The 20,276-nt window shown below is 43.8% G+C and carries 16 protein-coding genes; 2 read left to right on the top strand and 14 right to left on the bottom strand.

The features are described 5' to 3' along the window. The 10 genes from MKZ02_RS03925 to MKZ02_RS03880 form a co-directional block, all read right to left on the bottom strand. Window positions 1-1,599: a CTP synthase gene (locus MKZ02_RS03925; protein ID WP_120035333.1), complete on the bottom strand. Its 1,599-nt coding sequence runs from the start codon at window positions 1,597-1,599 to the stop codon at window positions 1-3. Between the two features lie 196 nt (window positions 1,600-1,795). Next, the gene (gene rpoE, locus MKZ02_RS03920; RefSeq protein ID WP_120035335.1) at window positions 1,796-2,326 is read right to left on the bottom strand and encodes a DNA-directed RNA polymerase subunit delta; all 531 of its coding nucleotides are present in this window, start codon (window positions 2,324-2,326) and stop codon (window positions 1,796-1,798) included. Window positions 2,327-2,417: 91 nt separating this feature from the next. Then, window positions 2,418-2,639 carry a hypothetical protein gene (locus MKZ02_RS03915; protein WP_120035337.1) on the bottom strand — a complete coding sequence of 74 codons (222 nt, stop codon included), beginning with the start codon at window positions 2,637-2,639 and terminating at the stop codon, window positions 2,418-2,420. Window positions 2,640-2,851: 212 nt separating this feature from the next. Continuing rightward, window positions 2,852-6,121: a fused isobutyryl-CoA mutase/GTPase IcmF gene (gene icmF, locus MKZ02_RS03910; protein ID WP_340851959.1), complete on the bottom strand. Its 3,270-nt coding sequence runs from the start codon at window positions 6,119-6,121 to the stop codon at window positions 2,852-2,854. Window positions 6,122-6,133: 12 nt separating this feature from the next. Beyond that, window positions 6,134-6,772 carry a TetR/AcrR family transcriptional regulator gene (locus tag MKZ02_RS03905; RefSeq protein WP_340851958.1) on the bottom strand — a complete coding sequence of 213 codons (639 nt, stop codon included), beginning with the start codon at window positions 6,770-6,772 and terminating at the stop codon, window positions 6,134-6,136. Between the two features lie 143 nt (window positions 6,773-6,915). Then, on the bottom strand, window positions 6,916-8,055 hold the full coding sequence (locus MKZ02_RS03900) for an acyl-CoA dehydrogenase (protein WP_120035341.1): 1,140 nt from the start codon (window positions 8,053-8,055) through the stop codon (window positions 6,916-6,918). 14 nt (window positions 8,056-8,069) lie between these two features. After that, window positions 8,070-9,206 carry an acyl-CoA dehydrogenase gene (locus tag MKZ02_RS03895; RefSeq protein ID WP_340851957.1) on the bottom strand — a complete coding sequence of 379 codons (1,137 nt, stop codon included), beginning with the start codon at window positions 9,204-9,206 and terminating at the stop codon, window positions 8,070-8,072. 33 nt (window positions 9,207-9,239) lie between these two features. Next, entirely contained in the window at window positions 9,240-10,091 is an 852-nt protein-coding gene (locus tag MKZ02_RS03890) for a 3-hydroxybutyryl-CoA dehydrogenase (protein WP_340851955.1), read from the bottom strand. 421 nt (window positions 10,092-10,512) lie between these two features. Beyond that, complete coding sequence (locus tag MKZ02_RS03885) at window positions 10,513-11,691, bottom strand: acetyl-CoA C-acetyltransferase (RefSeq protein ID WP_120035350.1); 1,179 nt, start codon at window positions 11,689-11,691, stop codon at window positions 10,513-10,515. 208 nt (window positions 11,692-11,899) lie between these two features. Beyond that, a complete protein-coding gene (locus MKZ02_RS03880) occupies window positions 11,900-14,080 on the bottom strand; it encodes a (Fe-S)-binding protein (RefSeq protein ID WP_340851953.1) in 2,181 nt (726 codons plus the stop codon). Between the two features lie 212 nt (window positions 14,081-14,292). On the opposite strand from MKZ02_RS03880, the gene MKZ02_RS03875 reads away from it, so the two are divergent. Then, entirely contained in the window at window positions 14,293-15,486 is a 1,194-nt protein-coding gene (locus tag MKZ02_RS03875) for a phospholipase D-like domain-containing protein (protein WP_340851951.1), read from the top strand. A gap of 43 nt (window positions 15,487-15,529) precedes the next feature. Here the strand turns inward: MKZ02_RS03875 and argS are convergent, their stop codons facing one another. Both argS and MKZ02_RS03865 read right to left on the bottom strand, forming a co-directional pair. Beyond that, a complete protein-coding gene (gene argS / locus MKZ02_RS03870) occupies window positions 15,530-17,200 on the bottom strand; it encodes an arginine--tRNA ligase (RefSeq protein WP_340851950.1) in 1,671 nt (556 codons plus the stop codon). An 83-nt stretch (window positions 17,201-17,283) separates the two neighbouring features. Then, window positions 17,284-17,727, bottom strand: coding sequence for a DUF1934 domain-containing protein (locus MKZ02_RS03865; RefSeq protein ID WP_340851949.1), 444 nt, complete (start codon window positions 17,725-17,727; stop codon window positions 17,284-17,286). Between the two features lie 160 nt (window positions 17,728-17,887). Here MKZ02_RS03865 and MKZ02_RS03860 point away from each other — a divergent pair, with 160 nt between their 5' ends. Next, window positions 17,888-18,229 carry a hydrolase gene (locus MKZ02_RS03860; RefSeq protein ID WP_120035360.1) on the top strand — a complete coding sequence of 114 codons (342 nt, stop codon included), beginning with the start codon at window positions 17,888-17,890 and terminating at the stop codon, window positions 18,227-18,229. 127 nt (window positions 18,230-18,356) lie between these two features. Here the strand turns inward: MKZ02_RS03860 and speB are convergent, their stop codons facing one another. Both speB and speE read right to left on the bottom strand, forming a co-directional pair. Continuing rightward, complete coding sequence (gene speB / locus MKZ02_RS03855; RefSeq protein ID WP_340851948.1) at window positions 18,357-19,244, bottom strand: agmatinase; 888 nt, start codon at window positions 19,242-19,244, stop codon at window positions 18,357-18,359. Window positions 19,245-19,276: 32 nt separating this feature from the next. Continuing rightward, the gene (speE, locus tag MKZ02_RS03850) at window positions 19,277-20,107 is read right to left on the bottom strand and encodes a spermidine synthase (protein ID WP_120035364.1); all 831 of its coding nucleotides are present in this window, start codon (window positions 20,105-20,107) and stop codon (window positions 19,277-19,279) included. Window positions 20,108-20,276: the final 169 nt, after the last annotated feature.

Raw genomic sequence — 20,276 nt, 5'->3', positions numbered from 1 at the left:
TTATTTATTAGCCAAAGTCGCTTCAATGAATGCACGGAAAAGCGGCTGCGGGCGAGTTGGTCGTGACGTAAATTCCGGATGGAACTGAGCTGCTACAAACCACGGATGATCAGCAAGCTCGATGATTTCCACGAGACGGCCATCTGGACTTGTACCAGAGAAAACAAAGCCTTTTTTCTCCATTGCTTCACGGAACTCATTGTTAAATTCATAGCGGTGACGATGACGTTCGTAAACGACTTCATCTTGATAAGCTTCATAAGCCTTTGTTCCTTTTTGTAATTTACATGGATACAAGCCAAGACGAAGCGTTCCGCCAAGATCTTCAACATCTTTTTGTTCTGGCAGCAAGTCGATGATCGGGTATGGAGTTGTTGGATCAATTTCAGATGAGTTGGCACCCTCTAATTGAGCAACGTTTCTTGCATATTCAATAGAAGCAAGCTGCATGCCAAGACAAATACCAAACAACGGAATCTTGTTTTCACGAGCATATTTAATTGCCTCAATCTTACCAGCAATACCACGATCTCCAAAACCGCCTGGAACGAGAATGCCGTCTGCACCCTTCAAGCGCTCTTCCGCATTTTCAGCGACTAGTTCAGCAGCGTTGATCCAGTCAATTTCAATATCCGCGTCAAATGCGTAACCAGCATGACGCAAAGCTTCTACAACTGAGATATAAGCATCTTGTAGTTCTACATATTTACCAACAAGCGCGATTTTTGTCTTTTTCGATAAAGTACGTACTTTATCCACGAGCGCTTTCCAGTCATCCATTTCCGCATCATGGCACTGAAGTTTTAAATGACGGCAGACAAGCTCGTCCATTTTCTGTTCTTGGAGAGAAAGTGGGACAGCATAAAGAGTATCGGCGTCCATTGCTTCAATAACCGCTTCCGGAGCAATATCGCAGAAAAGAGCTAGCTTATCTTTCATTTCCTGTGAAACAGGCAACTCCGTACGAACAACGATAATGTTTGGCTGAATTCCAAGACTGCGAAGCTCTTTCACACTATGTTGTGTCGGCTTTGTTTTCATTTCACCGGCAGCTTTCAAATATGGAATAAGCGTACAGTGGATATACATTACGTTATCGGCACCGACATCGCTCTTGATTTGACGGATAGCCTCTAAGAATGGCAAGGATTCAATGTCCCCTACTGTTCCACCAATCTCTGTAATAACAACGTCAGCTTTTGTTTCTCTGCCTGCAAGGAACACACGGTCTTTAATTTCGTTCGTAATATGCGGAATGACCTGAACCGTACCACCCAAATATTCACCACGGCGTTCTTTGCGCAAGACTGTTGAATAAATCTTACCTGTAGTGACATTGCTGTACTTATTTAAATTAATATCGATGAAACGCTCGTAGTGCCCTAAATCCAAGTCTGTTTCTGCTCCATCGTCAGTAACGAATACTTCTCCATGCTGGTAGGGACTCATTGTTCCCGGATCGACGTTAATGTATGGATCAAACTTTTGAATAGTCACCTTTAATCCACGATTTTTTAACAAGCGTCCCAGGGAAGCAGCTGTGATCCCTTTACCGAGAGAAGAAACAACCCCGCCTGTTACAAAAATATATTTAGTCAACTTGAAAAGCCCCCTTCAATCTATTGTTTCTTTATATTATTAAATGAATACACTTATTTTATCGGGGCAAAAAACAAAAACGCCCCAATTACTTAAAAGTAAAGGGAGCGTTATAAGCATAAAAACGTCTCTTTAAAGAGCCCAAATAAAATACTACAATTTGAAATAAAGGAAGTCAAGAAAAGATTAATTTTCTTTATTTTAAATCTTCTTCCTCATCGTCGTCCAAATCATACTCATCTTCTTCGCCAAGATCATCTTCGAATTCGTCATCTTCATCCAACTCATCCAGATCTTCAAGCTCTTCTACTTCATCAAGATCTTCGAGATCCTCATCTTCAAAATCGAGATCTTCTTCAAGTTCGTCCACTTCATCCAATTCGTCTTCATCGAAGTCTGGTTCTTCTTTTGCTGCTTTTTTCGTTTTCTTCTTTTTCGCTTTTACAGTCGGTGTAGCTTCCTCTTCTAATTGATCGACTGGATACCAAGCACGCAAACCCCAGCGATTTTCTCCAAATGTAATAAACCGGCCATCGATATTCAGGTCAGTATAGAATTGGATCATTCGCGATTTTAACTCGGCATCGCTCAATTCTTGATATTGCTGAATTTGAGAAAGCATGTCCTGAAATACTACCGGTTCTTTGCTTTCTTTTAAAAGAGCGTAAGCAATTTCAATAAAGGACATTTCCTTCAATTCTTCTTTAGATAGTTGCTTCAAATTCACATCCGCACTTCCCTTCTCTATTTACGCACTCCACTGGAGTGAAAAGGTCATATTCACCATTATAAACATCGACGCTTTCATTATGCCATATTTATGTAACGATTTCCGCTTTTTTTTTGTCCGCCTTTTTCGACACGTCCTCTTCAGACGGCTTTTCTGCCAAACTTTTCTTCTTCATTTCCACATATGTCCGATAAAATAGAAAAAATGACAATAAAATAAAAGGGATGGCTCCAAGCTGGATCTGATAAAGCCAAAAAGCTGCGGGCACACAGGCGCCTAGCCATATATAGTTCAACCACTGCTTCATCATTCCACATCCCGCCTTTTACCCTTCCCTTATTGTATACTTTCTGGTAAACATTATAAAAGAAAATAAGTGATCATGTAAAAAAACTTTACATCATGAATGTATAAAAGCGGTCTTTTCCCCATTACGTTACCCTTTATTTTACAATTATAATCTTTCTTCGTGAAAAAAATACCGTGAAAGAGAATACCTGTTTCTTCCACGGCTGTTGTTACTCACATATTTCTTCTATATTGTCCGCCTACTTCATAGAGAGCTGTTGTAATTTGCCCAAGGCTGGCAACTTTTACTGTTTCCATTAGTTCAGCAAAAATGTTCCCTCCATTCACAGCAGCTTCCTTCAACCGTTTTAACGCTCGCTCGGCCTCCTGTTCATGCTTTTGCTGGAACGCATGCAACTCACTGATCTGATGCTCTTTCTCTTCTTTCGTTGCTCTTGCTAATTCCATGCTATTGATCTCTTCTTCGGATGGCGGATTTGGATTCAGATAAGTATTAACACCAATGATTGGCAATTCACCCGTGTGCTTCAACATTTCATAGTGCATCGACTCTTCCTGGATCTTCCCTCTCTGATACTGAGTCTCCATTGCCCCAAGCACGCCCCCTCGATCATCCAGGCGCTCAAATTCCTGCAGCACGGCTTTCTCTACAAGGTCTGTCAACTCTTCAACGATGAAGGAACCTTGCATTGGGTTTTCATTTTTTGATAATCCATGCTCCTTTGTAATAATGAGCTGAATCGCCATAGCACGGCGCACTGATTCCTCAGTAGGTGTAGTGATAGCTTCATCATAAGCATTTGTATGAAGTGAATTACAATTATCCTGCAAAGCCATTAGCGCTTGCAGTGTCGTCCGAATATCATTAAAATCAATCTCCTGCGCATGGAGTGAGCGCCCGGATGTTTGAATATGATACTTAAGCTTTTGCGACCGCTCATTGGCACCATATTTCTCACGCATCGCTACTGCCCAGATTCTTCGGGCAACGCGGCCAATTACTGTATATTCCGGATCTAGACCGTTTGAGAAAAAGAAAGACAAGTTCGGTGCAAAATCGTCAATCGCCATGCCGCGGCTTAGATAATACTCTACATAAGTGAAGCCATTCGCCAAGGTAAAAGCAAGCTGGGAAATCGGATTGGCTCCGGCTTCAGCAATATGGTAGCCGGAAATCGAGACAGAATAGTAATTGCGAACCGAATGATCAATGAAATATTGCTGGATATCTCCCATCATACGCAGAGCAAATTCCGTGGAAAAAATGCAGGTATTTTGCCCCTGATCCTCTTTTAAAATATCAGCCTGCACGGTTCCTCGAACTGTTTTTAACGTTTCAGCCCGCACATCGGTAAATTCTTCAATTGTAAGTATGCGGCCAAGCTCTTCTTCTTTCCGCTTTACCTGCTGATCGATTGCCGTGTTCATAAACATCGCCAAAATAATCGGTGCGGGCCCGTTGATCGTCATGGAGACCGAGGTAGACGGATGACAAAGGTCAAAACCGGCGTACAGTTTTTTCATATCTTCCAGCGTACAGATACTCACGCCGCTTTCGCCGACTTTCCCATAAATATCCGGGCGGTGATCCGGGTCTTCCCCATACAGGGTAACCGAGTCGAAAGCCGTGCTTAACCGCTTTGCTGCATCATCTTTGGACAAGTAATGAAAGCGGCGATTGGTTCTTTCGGGCGTGCCTTCCCCTGCAAACTGTCGTTTAGGGTCTTCTCCTTTCCGCTTAAACGGAAAAACACCGGCTGTGTAGGGAAAGAAACCTGGCCTGTTCTCTTTATATACCCAACGAAGAATCTCTCCGTAATCAACAAACTTCGGCAGCATCACTTTAGGAATTTTAAGTCCTGATAAGCTCGTTGTTGTCAATTCTGTTACTATTTCTTTGTCACGAATTTTGGTGACGTATTCAGAAGCCGCATATGTCTCTTTTAACTCCTTCCACCCGGCAAGGATCTTTTTCGATTCAGCGGTCAGCTGCTCCTCAACAGCCGCTTTAAATGTTTCAAGCGGTCGAATGACTTCTTTGCCAGCGCCGTTGGCTCTCGCTTCCTTTAATGCCCCCTCAAGCTGGAACAGCCGGCGGGCAATTTGTTCCTGTTCTTCTGCTTTTTGATGATAGCGCCTCACCGTTTCAGCAATCTCTCTCAAATAGTAGCGACGATCATTAGGAATAATAACGTTTTGCTTTTCCACATCTACTTCTTTACTGAAGGATACTTTCCAGTCGGTGCCAGCTTTTTCATTAATCTTTTCTACGAGTGCGGCAAATAAAGCATTCGTGCCCTGGTCATTGAATTGACTGGCAATCGTTCCATAGACCGGCATATGATCGAGCGGCTCATCAAATAGGTTGCGGCTGCGCTGATATTGCTTCTGTACCTGGCGTTTAGCATCCTCCGAACCTTTTCTTTCGAACTTGTTAATAACAATTAAGTCAGCATAATCAATCATATCAATCTTCTCAAGCTGGGAAGGTGCCCCGAACTCACTCGTCATTACATACATGGACAAATCGGAAATTTCAGTAATTTCTGCATCTCCTTGCCCGATTCCGCTCGTTTCTACAATGACAAGATCATAACCAGCTGCTTTTACAACACGGATCGCATCTTTCATAGCGAGTGAAAGCTCAGAACGGGAATTTCGGGTAGCAAGACTGCGCATAAACACCCGGTCAGAGAAAATGGCATTCATGCGAATACGGTCACCAAGTAGCGCACCGCCTGTTTTTTGCTTTGTTGGATCGACAGATAAAATAGCGATTTTTTTGTCGGACAATTCATTGAGGAAGCGGCGGATCAGTTCATCGGTCAAAGAGCTTTTCCCTGCACCACCTGTCCCGGTGATACCAATGACTGGGGCTTCATTGCTTAAAGACTGAATTTGTTCAAACGCAGCAGCTGCTTCGGCTTTTTCTTCCTTATTAGCCCCTATTTGATTCTCCGCTAGTGAAATCAATTTTGACACAGCCGTAATATCCCCGTCTGGCAGCTTGTTAATGACTTCTCCCAGGTTGCCAGATACAGTAGAAAAATCACATTCTTTCAGCATGATATTGATCATGCCTTGCAAACCATTAATCCGGCCATCCTCAGGTGAAAATATCCGCGCAATCCCATAATCATGAAGCTCTTTTATTTCCCGAGGAATGATAACGCCGCCTCCACCTCCGTAAATTCGGATATGCGGGCAGCCTTTTTCTTTTAACAGATCATACATATACTTAAAGTATTCCACGTGGCCGCCCTGATAAGAGGAGATAGCAATCCCCTGTACATCCTCCTGGATAGCAGCGTTTACAACCTCTTCGACCGAACGATTATGGCCGAGGTGAATCACTTCTGCACCGCTCGCCTGCAAAATCCGGCGCATAATATTAATCGATGCATCATGCCCGTCGAAAAGGCTGGAAGCTGTCACAAAACGAATATGATGTTTTGGTTGATAAACCCCCACTGTCTGACTCATTTCTTGTCCCCCTTATTGTTTCGCTTTGTAGCCGTTAATGCCTAAGAACAGCAAATCCGTCTGTACATTGATATAATCTTCAATCGTAAAGTTTTTTTGCAATGTCCAGCGTCGAAACCCCCACATTTGTCCCTGCACAAAAATATTTTGGGCGAGCATATGAATCTTTTGTTCTTCGATATCAAGCTCTCCATTCTCTACACAACGGCGGATCAGCCTTTCAAACATGCTCACCATATCCATTTCCTTCTTAAGAACGTAAGGCAAAGCATCTTTTGAAAGAGATTTCGCTTCCTGATACATAACAAGCACTTCATCCTGCATATCATCTACGACTTTAAAATAATAGCCGATGCCAAGCTTCAAGCTTTCCAGTGTACCTGCCTCTAGATCAATTTGCTGCAAGCGATCTTTTACCTGATCATAAATGCTGTCACATACAAGATAAAGAACATCTTCTTTTGTGCGAATATATTCATAGAGCGTTCCGATACTAAACCCTGCCGCTTTTGCAATTTCTCTCGTTGTTGTTCGATGGAACCCTTTTTGTTTAAAAAGATGAACGGCCCCTTTAATCATTTCAGAACGTCTTTTTTCGATTAATTGCTCGTCTTTTACAGATGCGTGTACTTTTCTCTTGCCCGCATTCAATGTTATCAACCGCCTTTAATAAATACATAGCAAGAGCAGAAGAAGCGGTACTCTCCTCATCTGCTCTTACATTTGCTGTTATTTTACTCTTTTAAATTTGCTGTTTAACATTATAACCGATTTTGTCCGGGCCAGAGCTTTAATTATTTTGTAACCATTCTCGAAATGACTAATCTTTGTATTTCTTGCGTGCCTTCATATATTTGGGTAATTTTCGCATCACGCATATAGCGTTCAACCGGATAGTCCTTCGTATAGCCATAACCACCAAAAATTTGTACCGCTTCGGTTGTAACCTTCATTGCTGTATCACCGGCCATCAGCTTTGACATCGCCGATTCTTTTCCATATGGCAAATTGTTTGATTCAAGCCAAGCAGCCTGATAAGTGAGCAAGCGGGATGCTTCGATCCCAGTGGCCATGTCAGCTAACTTAAAGGAGATGCCTTGATTCGCAGCAATCGGTTTGCCGAATTGTTTGCGCTCTTTCGCATATTCAACCGCCGCATCAAGCGCTCCCTGGGCAATGCCGACTGCCTGGGCGGCAATGCCGTTACGTCCGCCATCTAAGGTCATCATAGCAATTTTAAACCCTTCTCCTTCCGAGCCAAGGACATTCTCTTTCGGCACGCGGCAGTCTTCAAAAATAATCTCTGTTGTAGGTGATGAACGGATGCCAAGCTTCTTTTCTTTTTTGCCGACAGAAAATCCCGGAAAATCTTTTTCTATAATAAATGCTGTTGTACCACGTTGTTTCGAAGCTGGATCTGTTAAGGCAAATACAATATAGATATCGGCGATACCGCCATTTGTGATAAAGATCTTCGAGCCATTCAAAATATATTCATTGCCCTCCAGACGGGCTGTTGTTTTCATGCCGCCTGCATCAGAACCGGAGCCAGGCTCTGTTAATCCGTAGGCGCCAATCTTTTCCCCCTGGGCCATCGGCTTTAAGTATTTTTGTTTTTGCTCTTCAGTGCCGAACTTATAAACCGGCCAGCCAGCGAGTGACGTATGGGCGGACAGGGTAACACCTGTCGATGCACAAACTCTTGACAGCTCTTCTACAGCGATACAATAAGCTAAATAATCGCTCCCAATGCCACCGTACTCTTCCGGCCAGGGAATGCCCGTTAATCCGAGATCTGCCATTTTGCGGAAGAGCTCCATGTCAAAGCGCTCTTCTTCATCTCGTTCCGCTGCTGTTGGAGCGACTTCATTTTTAGCAAAATCCCGTACCATTTTGCGAATCATTTCATGTTCTTCTGTCAGTTGGAAGTTCATCTTGTTCCCCGCCTTTATTTGATTAACTGTTTGCTGATAACGATCTTTTGAATCTCGCTCGTACCTTCATAAATTTCTGTTACTTTTGCATCTCTGAAGAACCGTTCCACGGCATATTCTTTCGTATAACCATAGCCGCCGTGTACTTGAACAGCTTCGATTGCTACATCAACGGCTGTCTTTGATGCATACAGTTTTGCCATTGAAGCCTCTTTGCCACAGGCAAGCCCTTGTGATCGCAAACCGGCTGCACGGTAAACGAGCAATTTTGCTGCTTCCACACTTGTTGCCATGTCAGCAATTTTAAAGGCAAGCCCTTGTTGAGCGGCGATCGGTTTTCCAAACTGCTTGCGCTCTTTCGCATATTGTGTAGCTTCCTGCAGCGCTGCTTCGGCAATCCCCAATGCCTGGGCAGCAATGCCGATACGACCGGCATCCAGATTTGCCATTGCAATTTTAAATCCTTCACCCTCTTTTCCAAGCAGCTGCTCGTGCGGCACTTTCATATCTTCAAAGGTTAACTGCACGGTGCGAGAGCCATAAAGGCCCATTTTATGCTCATCTTTGCCGATGATCAGTCCCGGTGTATTTTTTTCCACTATAAAGGCTGAAATGCCCTTGGAACCTTCTGCCGGATTGGTTGAAGCAAAGACGATATATGTATCTGCTTCTCCCCCGTTTGTGATAAATACTTTTGAACCGTTTATCGTATAATAATCCCCTTGTTTGACTGCTTTTGTTTTTAAATTGGCTGCATCCGACCCAGCTCCTGGTTCGGTCAGGCAAAAGGCCCCTAAATACTCTCCGGTCGCCAGCTTCGGTACATATTTACTCTTTTGCTCTTCTGTGCCAAAATACAGAATTGGATTGGTGCCGACAGATGTGTGAACGGATAAGATAACCCCGACTGTAGCACTGACTTTTGACAGCTCATTTATCGCAATAATATAAGAAATAAAGTCCATCCCACTGCCATCATACTCCTCAGGAATTGTAATTCCCATTAAGCCCAGCTCAGCCATTTTCTTAATCAATTCACGAGGAAACTCCCCCTTCTCCATGCGTTCCACAAACGGTGCGATTTCACTTTCTGCAAAATCCCTTACCATTTTCCTCATCATCTGCTGCTCTTCTGAAAATCGCAATTCCATATTTTTTCCTCCTGTTGTTTAAGGTTAGGCGCTTTAGTCGTATGTGTAGAAGCCGCGACCGGTCTTTTTGCCGAGCCAACCGGCTTTCACATATTTGCGAAGCAATGGGCAAGGACGATACTTATCATCGCCGAAGCCATCATGAAGCGTTTCCATAATGTATAAGCATGTATCAAGGCCAATGAAGTCAGCCAGCGTTAGCGGTCCCATCGGGTGATTCATACCGAGCTTCATCACTTCATCAATCGCTTCTTTTGTTGCTACTCCCTCATACAATGTATAAATTGCTTCATTAATCATCGGCATCAGTACCCGATTTGCTACAAAACCAGGAAAGTCATTGACCTCAACCGGCACCTTGGAAAGGGTTTTTGTTATATCCTCAATTGCTTGATACACTTCATCTGCTGTTGCTAGACCGCGGATAATTTCAACAAGTTTCATCACGGGTACAGGATTCATGAAATGCATGCCGATCACTTTTTCTGGACGATTTGTAGCAGCCGCAATTTCTGTAATCGGAAGCGAGGAAGTATTGGTTGCTAAAATTGTATGTGCCGGCGCAATTTTATCTAATTGGGAGAAGATTTTACACTTTATGTCCATGTTTTCTACCGCTGCTTCAATAACAAGGTCTACCTCATTCGCATCCTGCAAGTCTGTTGATGTAGAAATCCTCCCGATTATTCCGGCTTTTTCTTCACTTGTCATGCGCTCTTTTTGTACTTGACGAGAGAGATTTTTCTCAATGACTCCTATCCCGCGTTCAATAAATTCAGTTTTCAAATCATTTAAAAGCACTTCATAACCAGCCTGGGCACAAACCTGGGCGATACCCGATCCCATTTGTCCAGCTCCAATAACCATTAGCTTTTTTACTTCCATAATTTCCCCTCCCATTGTTTAATTTGTGCGCAAATATGCCCTTTTGTCAGTACCATTTGGAATGGATAAGCGCTGGCTTAAAAATGGTGTACACCTTCTACAAGGATCCAAGAACCACGCCTCTTGAAATTTCCCCAATCCCCTATCGTGCTGAATGAGCGCCTTTCGCTTTTCTTTTTTCCAGCTGCAGGCGCTAGCACGTACGCTGATTTCGCTCTCTCTATCGAAGTCTGAAAGACGACTTCTCGTCGAGAGCTCCAATCCGCTAGCGTGCTGAGCTAGCGCCTTTCGCTTTTCTTTTGTCCAGCTGCAGGCGCTAGCACGTACGCTGATTTCGCTCTCTCTGTCGAAGTCTGAAAAGCGACTTCTCGTCGAGAGCTCCAATCCGCTAGCGTGCTGAGCTAGCGCCTTTCGCTTTTCTTTACACTTCAATCATGATGGCATCGCCTTGGCCACTTCCGCTGCAAATAGCCGCAATTCCAATGCCGCCGCCTCTTCTTCTCAGTTCATAAGCAAGTGTCAGAATAATTCTCGCTCCACTTGCCCCGATTGGATGACCAAGGGCGATGGCTCCACCGTTTACGTTCACTTTCTCAGGGTCAAGATCAGCAATTTTACCACTTGCAAGTGCAACGGCAGCAAAAGCTTCATTGACTTCAAATAAATCAATGTCCTGGAGGGACTTTCCTGTCTTTTTTAGAATTTCATTAATGACAAGCCCTGGAGTTTGCGGAAACTTGCTCGCTTCTACGGCTACTTCCGCATGACCGATCACTGTGGCAAGGGGCTGTTTCCCTTCTTTTGCAGCCCGCTCGTCACTCATTAGGACGAGTGCCCCAGCTCCATCGTTAATTCCTGGCGCATTGCCCGCTGTGATCGTTCCATCTTTACCAAACGCCGGGCGCAGCTTTGCCAATACCTCTTTATTGGTATCTTTGCGAGGAGCTTCGTCTTGCTCTACTTTGACAGGGTCTCCTTTTCTCTGTGGCACTTCAACTGCGACAATCTCTTCTGACAAGCGGCCATTTTCAATAGCAGCTATTGCTCGTTCATGACTGCGACCCGCCCATTCATCCTGCTCTTCTCTCGACAGACCAAATTCTTCAGCTGTTTGGTTTCCATAATTCCCCATATGGACCCCCGTAAAGCTGCAGGACAATCCGTCATGAATCATCAAATCAACCATCGGCGCATCTCCCATCCGCATTCCCCATCGTCCTTTAGGAAGCGCATAAGGAGCATTAGACATGGATTCCATGCCGCCCGCAACAATGACCTCTTCATCGCCTGCTCGGATGATTTGATCGGCCATCGTGACGCTTCGCAAGCCAGATGCACACACTTTATTAATGGTTTCTGTTTTCACTTCCCAAGGAATCCCTGCTTCCCTAGCTGCCTGTCTAGAAGGAATCTGTCCCTGTCCTGCCTGAAGAACGTTCCCAAAAATCACTTCATCCACTTGATCAGGGCTTACCCCTGCGCGTCTTAAAGCCTCTTTAATCGCTATTCCCCCAAGCTGTGAAGCCGATAATGTGCTTAGTCCCCCACCAAATTTTCCAAAAGGCGTACGAGCCCCATCGATAATTACTGTTTTTGCCATGATTATTTCCCCCTTCACCCATTTTAAAGAAAACGCTTTCACCACTTTGACTGAACGCTCGCTCGAAAATTCCCCATAAGAAAAGGGACATTTTTCCCTTTTATACTCTTATATTCTTTTATTTTAAAGAAAATAAATTAAAAATCAAACGAAAATAATGAACATTCAAAAAACAAAGGAGCGAGAGAGGAATTTCCTCTCTGCTCTATTATTTTTTCTCTTGTGTATCAGCAGCTGTTTCAGCGACGACTGCTTTACGTTGCTCTTCAGCCTGCTCTTCTTCCGGAAGTTCCTCCACTTTTTGTGGACCGATAACAGCTTTCTCTAGCAATTCGGCTACATCATAAGTGGCGACGGTTTCTTCCACTTCCTTCGCTTTTGTGCCGTCGGAGAGCATCGTCAGGCAGTAAGGGCAGCCGGAGCTAATGACAGATGGGCTGACTGCCAGCGCCTGCTCCGTGCGTGCTACGTTAATGCGATGGCCAGTATCTTCCTCCATCCACATCAGTCCGCCGCCTGCTCCGCAGCACATACCGTCCTGCCGGTTGCGGGCCATCTCTACCAGTTTTACACCTGGTATCGCCTTTAAAATTTCCCGCGGCGGGTCATAGACGTCATTGTAGCGGCCCAAATAGCAAGAGTCATGGAAGGTAATTGTCTCATTGACCGGATGCTGCGGCTTCAGGCGCCCTTCTTTCACAAGCTGCGCAAGCAGTTCTGTATGATGATATACCTCTGCTTTGAAGCCCATCGCCGGATATTCATTTTTGAAAATATTGTACGCGTGCGGATCAATCGTGATAATTTTCTCTACACCGTTTTTCTCGAACTCAGCTATATTCGCTGCCGCCAACTCCTGAAATAAAAATTCATTGCCCAGACGGCGCGGCGTATCGCCAGAATTCTTTTCTTTGTTCCCAAGGATCGCAAACTTTACCCCAGCCTCGTTTAACAAACGAGCAAACGAAAGAGCGATTTTCTGGCTGCGGTTGTCAAATGCGCCCATTGAGCCGACCCATAACAAGTATTCAAAGTCCTCTCCTGCTTTTTTCATCTCTTTCACTGTTGGCACATGGACATCGTCGCGTAGATCACGCCAGTTTTCTTTTTCCTTTCGATTGAGCCCCCAAGGGTTCCCCTGACGTTCAATGCTTTGCATTGCCCGCTGGGCTTCCGGGTCCATTTTTCCTTCGGTTAAAACAAGATAGCGGCGCAGATCAATAATTTTATCGACGTGCTCATTCATAACCGGACACTGGTCTTCACAGTTGCGGCACGTCGTACATGCCCAAATCTCCTCTTCGGTAATCACATCGCCAATCAGGCTGGGGTGATACATAGCAGCTGCTGCTTCTGCCCCACCAGCCAGCGCCAGCTGGTTCCCTTGTGTGTTGGCAAAAGCAAATGCCGGCACCCATGGCTGTTTCGATGTCACGGCTGCCCCTGTGTTCGTTAAATGGTCACGCAGCTTGACAATTAGGTCCATCGGCGAAAGCATCTTCCCGGTACCGGTAGCCGGACACATATTCGTACAGCGCCCACATTCCACACAAGCGTAAAAATCAATCATTTGCAGCTGATTAAAGTCCTGAATCCTTCCGACACCAAAGGTTTCTTGCGTTTCATCCTCAAAGTCAATTGGCTTTAATGTCCCCGGACGATCCAGGCGATGAAAATACGTATTGACTGGCCCGAAAATTAAATGAGCGTGTTTGGATTGTGGCACATATACAAGGAAGGTGAGCAAAACAAGTAAATGCACCCACCAGGAGACATAGAAAAAAGCAATGGCCACCTTGGTGCTGATTCCTAAAAAGACTACAGCAATAGTAGAAGCGACTGGTTCGATCCACGTCCAGTGAACATCTGCTCCTTCATGCCAGATGAGATCCAAGCCGTTTCCAATTAAGACAGACAGCATTAAGAGTCCGATAAAAATCAGAACGAGGCCATTTTTCCAGCCGCGCTTTAAGCGAACAAGCTTCTCTACATAACGACGGTAAAATGCCCATACGACGGCTACAAGAATCATTAAGGTCACTAGTTCCTGAAAAAACTTAAACCCTCCATACAGCGGGCCAAGCGGCAGATGTGCCCCTGGGACAATACCCTTGATAATAAAGTCAATGGCACCAAGCTGCACGAGCAAAAACCCGTAAAAGAACATGACATGAATGGCACCGCTTTTTTTGTCTTTCAGCAACTTTTTCTGCCCGAACACGAATACCCAAATTTTCTCCAATCGCTTCTTCACATCGTTGTCAAATGCTTGTTTTTTGCCCAACTTCATGTATTCATAACGAGTTTTTAATAAATAAACGAATAAATACACCCCGTAAGCGATTACAAAAATAGTTGCAATTAAGTTGATCCATAGCAGTCCGTTCATAACCCCTTCCCACTCCTTTCTAAAGTAGCTGCTTCTTACCCCTTTGCAAAAACAGTATTACTATTCAGAATGTTTATACCTTTATTATATTATGAATGAGCATTCAGTCAACCTCTAATTAAAATATTTTTTACGCAATTCCTATGAGAGTCTTTTTTTCTTTTTGGGAAGCATAGAAGTAATGCTGCTTTCTTTAAGGAGGAAAAAGATTCATGAGGATACTTTTCTGGCTCGCTCTCTTCGCTTCATGGCTTGGGCTGGATCTTTATTTCGGCCAAAAAAACGCAGAAAGGCAATCTTTCCAGCGAACGTACCCAAAGAGAAGGGGATCGATTGATTTTATCTGCAGCGGCCCTGAGTTTTTTCAGCAATTTTTTTTCGATATAAAAAATGCTCGTAAACGTGTGTACTGCCTTTTTTATATTGTAAAAGACGATAGTGTTACACGAGAGTTTTTTCACCTATTGAAAGAGAAGGCAAGCAGCGGCATAGAGGTATATCTACTCATGGATTGGCATGGGAGTTTAAAAGTAAAAAGACGCCATCTGGATGATTTAAAACAGTCCGGCGTACAAGTGAGCTTTTTTGGTAAACCCCGGCTTCCTTATTTCTTTTTTACTCTTCAGCAGCGGAATCACCGAAAAATCACCGTCATTGATAGTACAGTTGCCTATCTTGGCGGCTTTAACGTCGGTCGCGAATATATAAATAAAAGCAAAAACCCGCAGCTTTCTCCATGGCGGGATTACCATTTACGCTTAACAGGTCGCAGTGTTATTGATTTAGAAGCAGAGTTCATTGCTGATTGGAACCAGGAGAATCGTCCTCATCTTCGGCAAGTGGAGACAGATTTGGAAAGCGAAAGCGGAGTGGAACATGTTATTTTCCCTTCTGGAAACGGAAATCTTCAAGAAAAATTAATCAATCTCATCCAGCACACCCAGCACTCTATTTTTATTGGAACGCCTTACTTTATTCCAACGAAGCCTATCTTTGATGAGCTCCTCCGCGCACTGGAGCGTGGTGTCTGTGTTACGGTTCTGATTCCCGGTAATGAAGATCATCCGCTTGTAAAAGAAGCTGCCTGGCCATTTTTAAGAGAGCTGCTGCTTTTTCCAAATGCCCGTGTTCAATCATTTACAAACGGGTTTTACCACGCGAAAATTATTATTTTCGATGATAAGGTATGTGATCTTGGCACAGCAAACTTTGATGCCCGTAGCCAGATCATCAACTTTGAGTGTAACTGTTTTATTTACAGTGAGGCATTCATTCATCAAATTCGGCCTTTTCTTGAGGAAGATCTAAAAAACAGCCGACCGCTTGCAATAAAAGATTTGTACCCTTTCACTTTTAGCGAAAAGGTGAAAACAAAAGCTGCCCATTTATTGAAGGATTTTTTGTAATAGAAGAAAGCTTGCCCTGCAGTTTGCAGGGCAAGCTTTTTCTTTACATTTTTTCAGGTGCGGATACGCCAATAAGCTGCAGAGCATTTTTTAATGTAATCTGTACAGCTTTTACTAAAGCAAGGCGAGCTTCAGATAATTGTTTATTATTTAGATCTAACACTTTTTCCGCATTATAGAAGCTATGGAACGCAGCGGATAGTTCTTGAATATAGTTAGCAATACGGTGCGGGATACGCTTCTCAGCAGCTTCCGCCACCACTTGTGGAAAATCGCCGACTTTCTTTAGCAAGTCGATCTCTTTCTCAGCACCGATGAGTGACAAGTCTGCTTCTTTGTTAACTGTGATCTCCTGTTCTTCTCCCTGGCGCAAAATACTGCTAATACGGGCATGTGCGTACTGTGCATAGTAGACAGGATTCTCATTTGACTCAGATACAGCCAGATCGAGGTCAAAGTCCATATGTGTGTCACCGCTTCTCATAGCAAAGAAATAGCGAACAGCATCTAATCCAACCTCTTCAACAAGCTCCCGCATCGTTACTGCTTTTCCGGTCCGTTTGCTCATTTTCATTTTCTCGCCGTTTTTGTATAAATGAACAAGTTGAATAACCTCAACTTCTAAATTATCCGGATTATAGCCAAGTGCTTCTACCGCTGCTTTCATTCGTGGAATGTAGCCGTGGTGATCGGCTCCCCAAATATTGATTACTTTTTGGTAGCCGCGCTCAAATTTGTCTCTATGATATGCAATGTCTGGCGTTAAATAGGTGTAGGTGCCATCATTTTTCACTAAAACGCGATCTTTGTCATCCCCGAATGCCGTTGAGCGGAACCAAACCGCCCCATCCTCTTCATAAATATGGCCTTTTTCACGTAAGGCAGCAAGCGCTTCATCAATCTTTCCATTTTTGTAAAGGGAAGTTTCCGAATACCAAACATCGAATGGAACACGAAAATTCTCCAGGTCAGTTTTTAGCTTTTCCATTTCATACTTCAGGCCATATTCCCTGAATGCCTCATATCGCTCTTTCTCCGTCATTGCAGCGAACTTATCACCAAACTCATCAGCTAACTTTTTTCCGATGCCAACGATGTCCTGACCGTGGTAACCGTCCTCCGGCATTTCCTTGTCTTGGCCGAGCGCCTGGAAATAGCGGGCTTCAACAGATAAAGCCAAATTGTTGATTTGGTTGCCAGCATCGTTAATGTAATATTCTCTGGTAACGTTGTAACCGGCTTTTTCAAGCACGTTGCACAAAGAATCGCCGACAGCGGCTCCCCTGGCATGACCAAGATGCAAATCTCCCGTTGGGTTGGCAGATACAAACTCCACTTGAACCTTTTCATTGTGACCAGCGTCTGTTTTTCCATAATCCCCGCCTTCTTTTAATACAACTGGAATCAGGTCGGTTAAATACGCGTTGTTCATATAAAAGTTAATAAAGCCAGGACCAGCAATTTCAATTTTTTCAATGGAGGCTTTTGAGAGATCAAAGTGAGCAATAATCTCTTCTGCAATGGCACGCGGAGCTTTCTTCGCCACGCGAGCCAGCTGCATCGCCATGTTCGTTGAATAGTCACCGTGTGCCTTTTCCTTTGGCGTTTCTAATACTACAACGGGAATTTCTTCTTCCTGAGCTAAACCGGCCTTCAACACTGCCGCCTTTACTTCCGCCTTTAACTCCTCCTGTACCTTCTCTGCTACGTTCATTTCTATGATACCTCCTCGATATTCTTCGATGCTTTAAAGAATGGGAAATGCCCCTTGTTATGTTCCTCCTATGAAACGTTTCTCTATGTACTTTTAAACGTAAGATCCAGTGTATAACTGCCCACTGCTATTCCCTGCATAAGCAAATGGTAGTCAAGCTGGAGCGCTCCTTCAAGTTGCGATTCTTTGTATGTATGGCTGTGCGACAGCTTGTTTGTTCGAGTTGACATAGCCAATGTGCCTTGAGGACTCTCGTATGAACCATTCATTTGTTCCTTCTCGTTAAACGGCAGTCTCATCTTGATAGCACCGCTGCGTAAAATAACAGCGCCTTTGTCAGAAAACTTCACAATCGTTTGAATCGTGCCCTCTTCTTGAACTTCATTATACTTCAAAAAAAAGGACCCATTCTTTTCCTGAAATTCCCCGGAGAGCATAAATTCAAAAACTTCCTTCTCTCCCTCATGTTCAATGCTTGTTGTTAAATGGATATCGACAGGAACAGATGCTTGCGGATTCTGTACCAAGCTGTTCACATCCTTTTAAAAATTCTTCCTTATAACTTATTAAGTATAAAAATGTTTATTTAAAAATGCAATGGACATCGTTTAAATTTCGCTGAATGCATGATTAAAGGGGGATCACTTGTGGTACATCAATAGAAAAAGGGATTGGAGTTGTTGAACGATGGAAGAGGTAAAAAGAATATACTATGTAGATCCTGCCAGTAAAGAAGTGTTGCCCACCGCTGCAAGTGAAGGCAATTTCAGAATAGAAGCCACTGATCAGGAGGCCGCTTTTATCAAGCGTGTCTTTGAAGAAGAATATGGAGCTGAGATTGAAACCTTTGTCCGCGCTCATGTTCCTTATCTCGATTATTCTTACAAAGAAAAAAATGATAAGTATGACCGGGCGCTTATCGCCATTTACGGTTTGATTTATAAATTTGGCGACGAGCAAGCCCGACGCCATATTGATGAGATGGGCATTTTAGATGAATACCGCCTCAATGATAGAAAAGACTTTTAATTATATTTCCCAAAAGAATTAAGCACCCGGCAATCTCGTATGCCGGGTGCTATTTTAGAAGGCTAACCAATCGGCCTCCCCTGATTGAGTACAACGTCTCATTCTATTCTCTCTAACCGAACGGCTCTTACTTTGCCTTGTTCACTAAGCCCCAGCCAAGCAGCATTTCACGAATTAGCTTAGCGGCAGTATTGGCCGTTTGTTCGGAAGGATCGTAGATTGGAGCGACTTCTACAAGGTCACCGCCAACAACGTTCACTTCGGAATGGGCAATTGCATGGATAGCCGCCAGCAATTCCTTGGAAGTAATTCCTCCTGCGTCCACCGTTCCAGTTCCCGGAGCATGAGCTGGATCAAGAACGTCAATATCAATTGTGACATATACCGGCCGGCCAGCAAGCTTCGGCAAAATTTCTTTCAGCGGCTCAAGTACTTCAAATTTAGAGATATGCATCCCATTTTTCTTCGCCCATTGAAACTCTTCTTTCATTCCGGAACGAATACCGAAGGAGTAAACATTTTCAGGATGAATCAATTCAGCAATCTTTCTGATTGGCGTAGAGTGGGAAAGCGGTTCGCCTTCATACTCTGTACGGAGATCTGTATGGGCGTCCATATGAATAATTGCCAGATTAGGATATTTTTTTGCGATAGCCTTCATGACCGGCCAGGAAACAAGGTGCTCGCCGCCCATGCCAAGTGGAAATTTTCCGTCTGCTAATAGACTGTCAATGTAGTCCTCGATTAAATCCAGACTTTTTGCTGCATTGCCAAAAGGCAGCGGAATATCCCCCGCATCAAAATAATTAACCTCCGCCAGTTCGCGATCCAGATAAGGACTGTACTCCTCCAAGCCAATTGATACTTCACGAATACGCCCCGGGCCAAAACGGGAACCTGGACGGTAGCTGACTGTCCAGTCCATTGGCATGCCGTATAAGACTACCCGGCTGTTCTTATATTCCTGCTGGGCACCAATAAAGATGTTGCCCGAATACGCTTCATCAAAACGCATAACTTTCCCACCTCTTTTATCAAAATAGCCGATTACTCAGTTAAATCTTTTACAAATTTCGGTAGAACGAACGACGCCTTGTGCAGTTCCTTCGTATAATATTTCGTCTCAATTTCGTGGAAATGCTCATCGCTCACTTCCAACGGATCATATTTTTTTGAGCCGATGGTGAATGTCCACATACCACTCGGATAAGTAGGGATATTCGCTGTATACAAGCGTGTAATTGGGAAAATTTCTTTTACATCACGCTGTACTTCACGAATTAGATCTGCTTTGAACCAAGGATTATCTGTTTGTGCAACAAAAATACCATCCTCTTTTAGTGCTTTGGCAATGCCGGCATAAAAGCCCTTAGTAAACAAGCTTGCTGCCGGGCCAACTGGTTCTGTTGAATCAACCATGATTACATCATATTCATTTTCACTCTTAGCAATATGCATAAACCCATCATCTACACGTACATCCACACGCGCATTGTCCAGTTCCCCTGCAATTTCAGGCAGGAACTTCTTTGAATATTCGATTACTTTACCGTCAATATCAACAAGTGTTGCTTTTTTCACTTCCGGATGCTTTAACACCTCGCGGATGACACCGCCGTCCCCACCACCGACAACTAAAACATTTTCCGGGTTTGGGTGAGTAAACAATGGTACGTGTGCCACCATTTCATGGTAAACAAATTCATCTTTTTGAGATGTCATAACCATGCCGTCTAAAAACAGCATGTTGCCCCATTCCTCTGTCTCCATCATTTCTAAATATTGAAAATCGGTTTGCTCTGTATGAAGCGTACGCTTAACCTTCATTGTAATCCCAAAGTTTTCCGTCTGTTTTTCTGTATACCAAAGTTCGCTCATGTCATCTCTTCCTTTCTGCAAATGAATGTTTTCCAATTGCACTGAAAAAAGTATAGTGGAATCCCGCAAAAATTCAAGTTATTTTTTCCGCCGGTTCCATCTGTATGAAAATATCCCTCTACTACGTTTAAAAATTAGGAATTTTTTTCATACTATGTGTAATTATTCT

This window comes from Pseudobacillus sp. FSL P4-0506 (genome assembly GCF_038003025.1).
In the GTDB taxonomy this organism is placed as follows: Bacteria; Bacillota; Bacilli; order Bacillales; family Domibacillaceae; genus Pseudobacillus.
The sequence above is the reverse complement of the archived record's forward strand: the minus strand, read 5'-3'. Positions and strand labels throughout refer to the sequence as shown.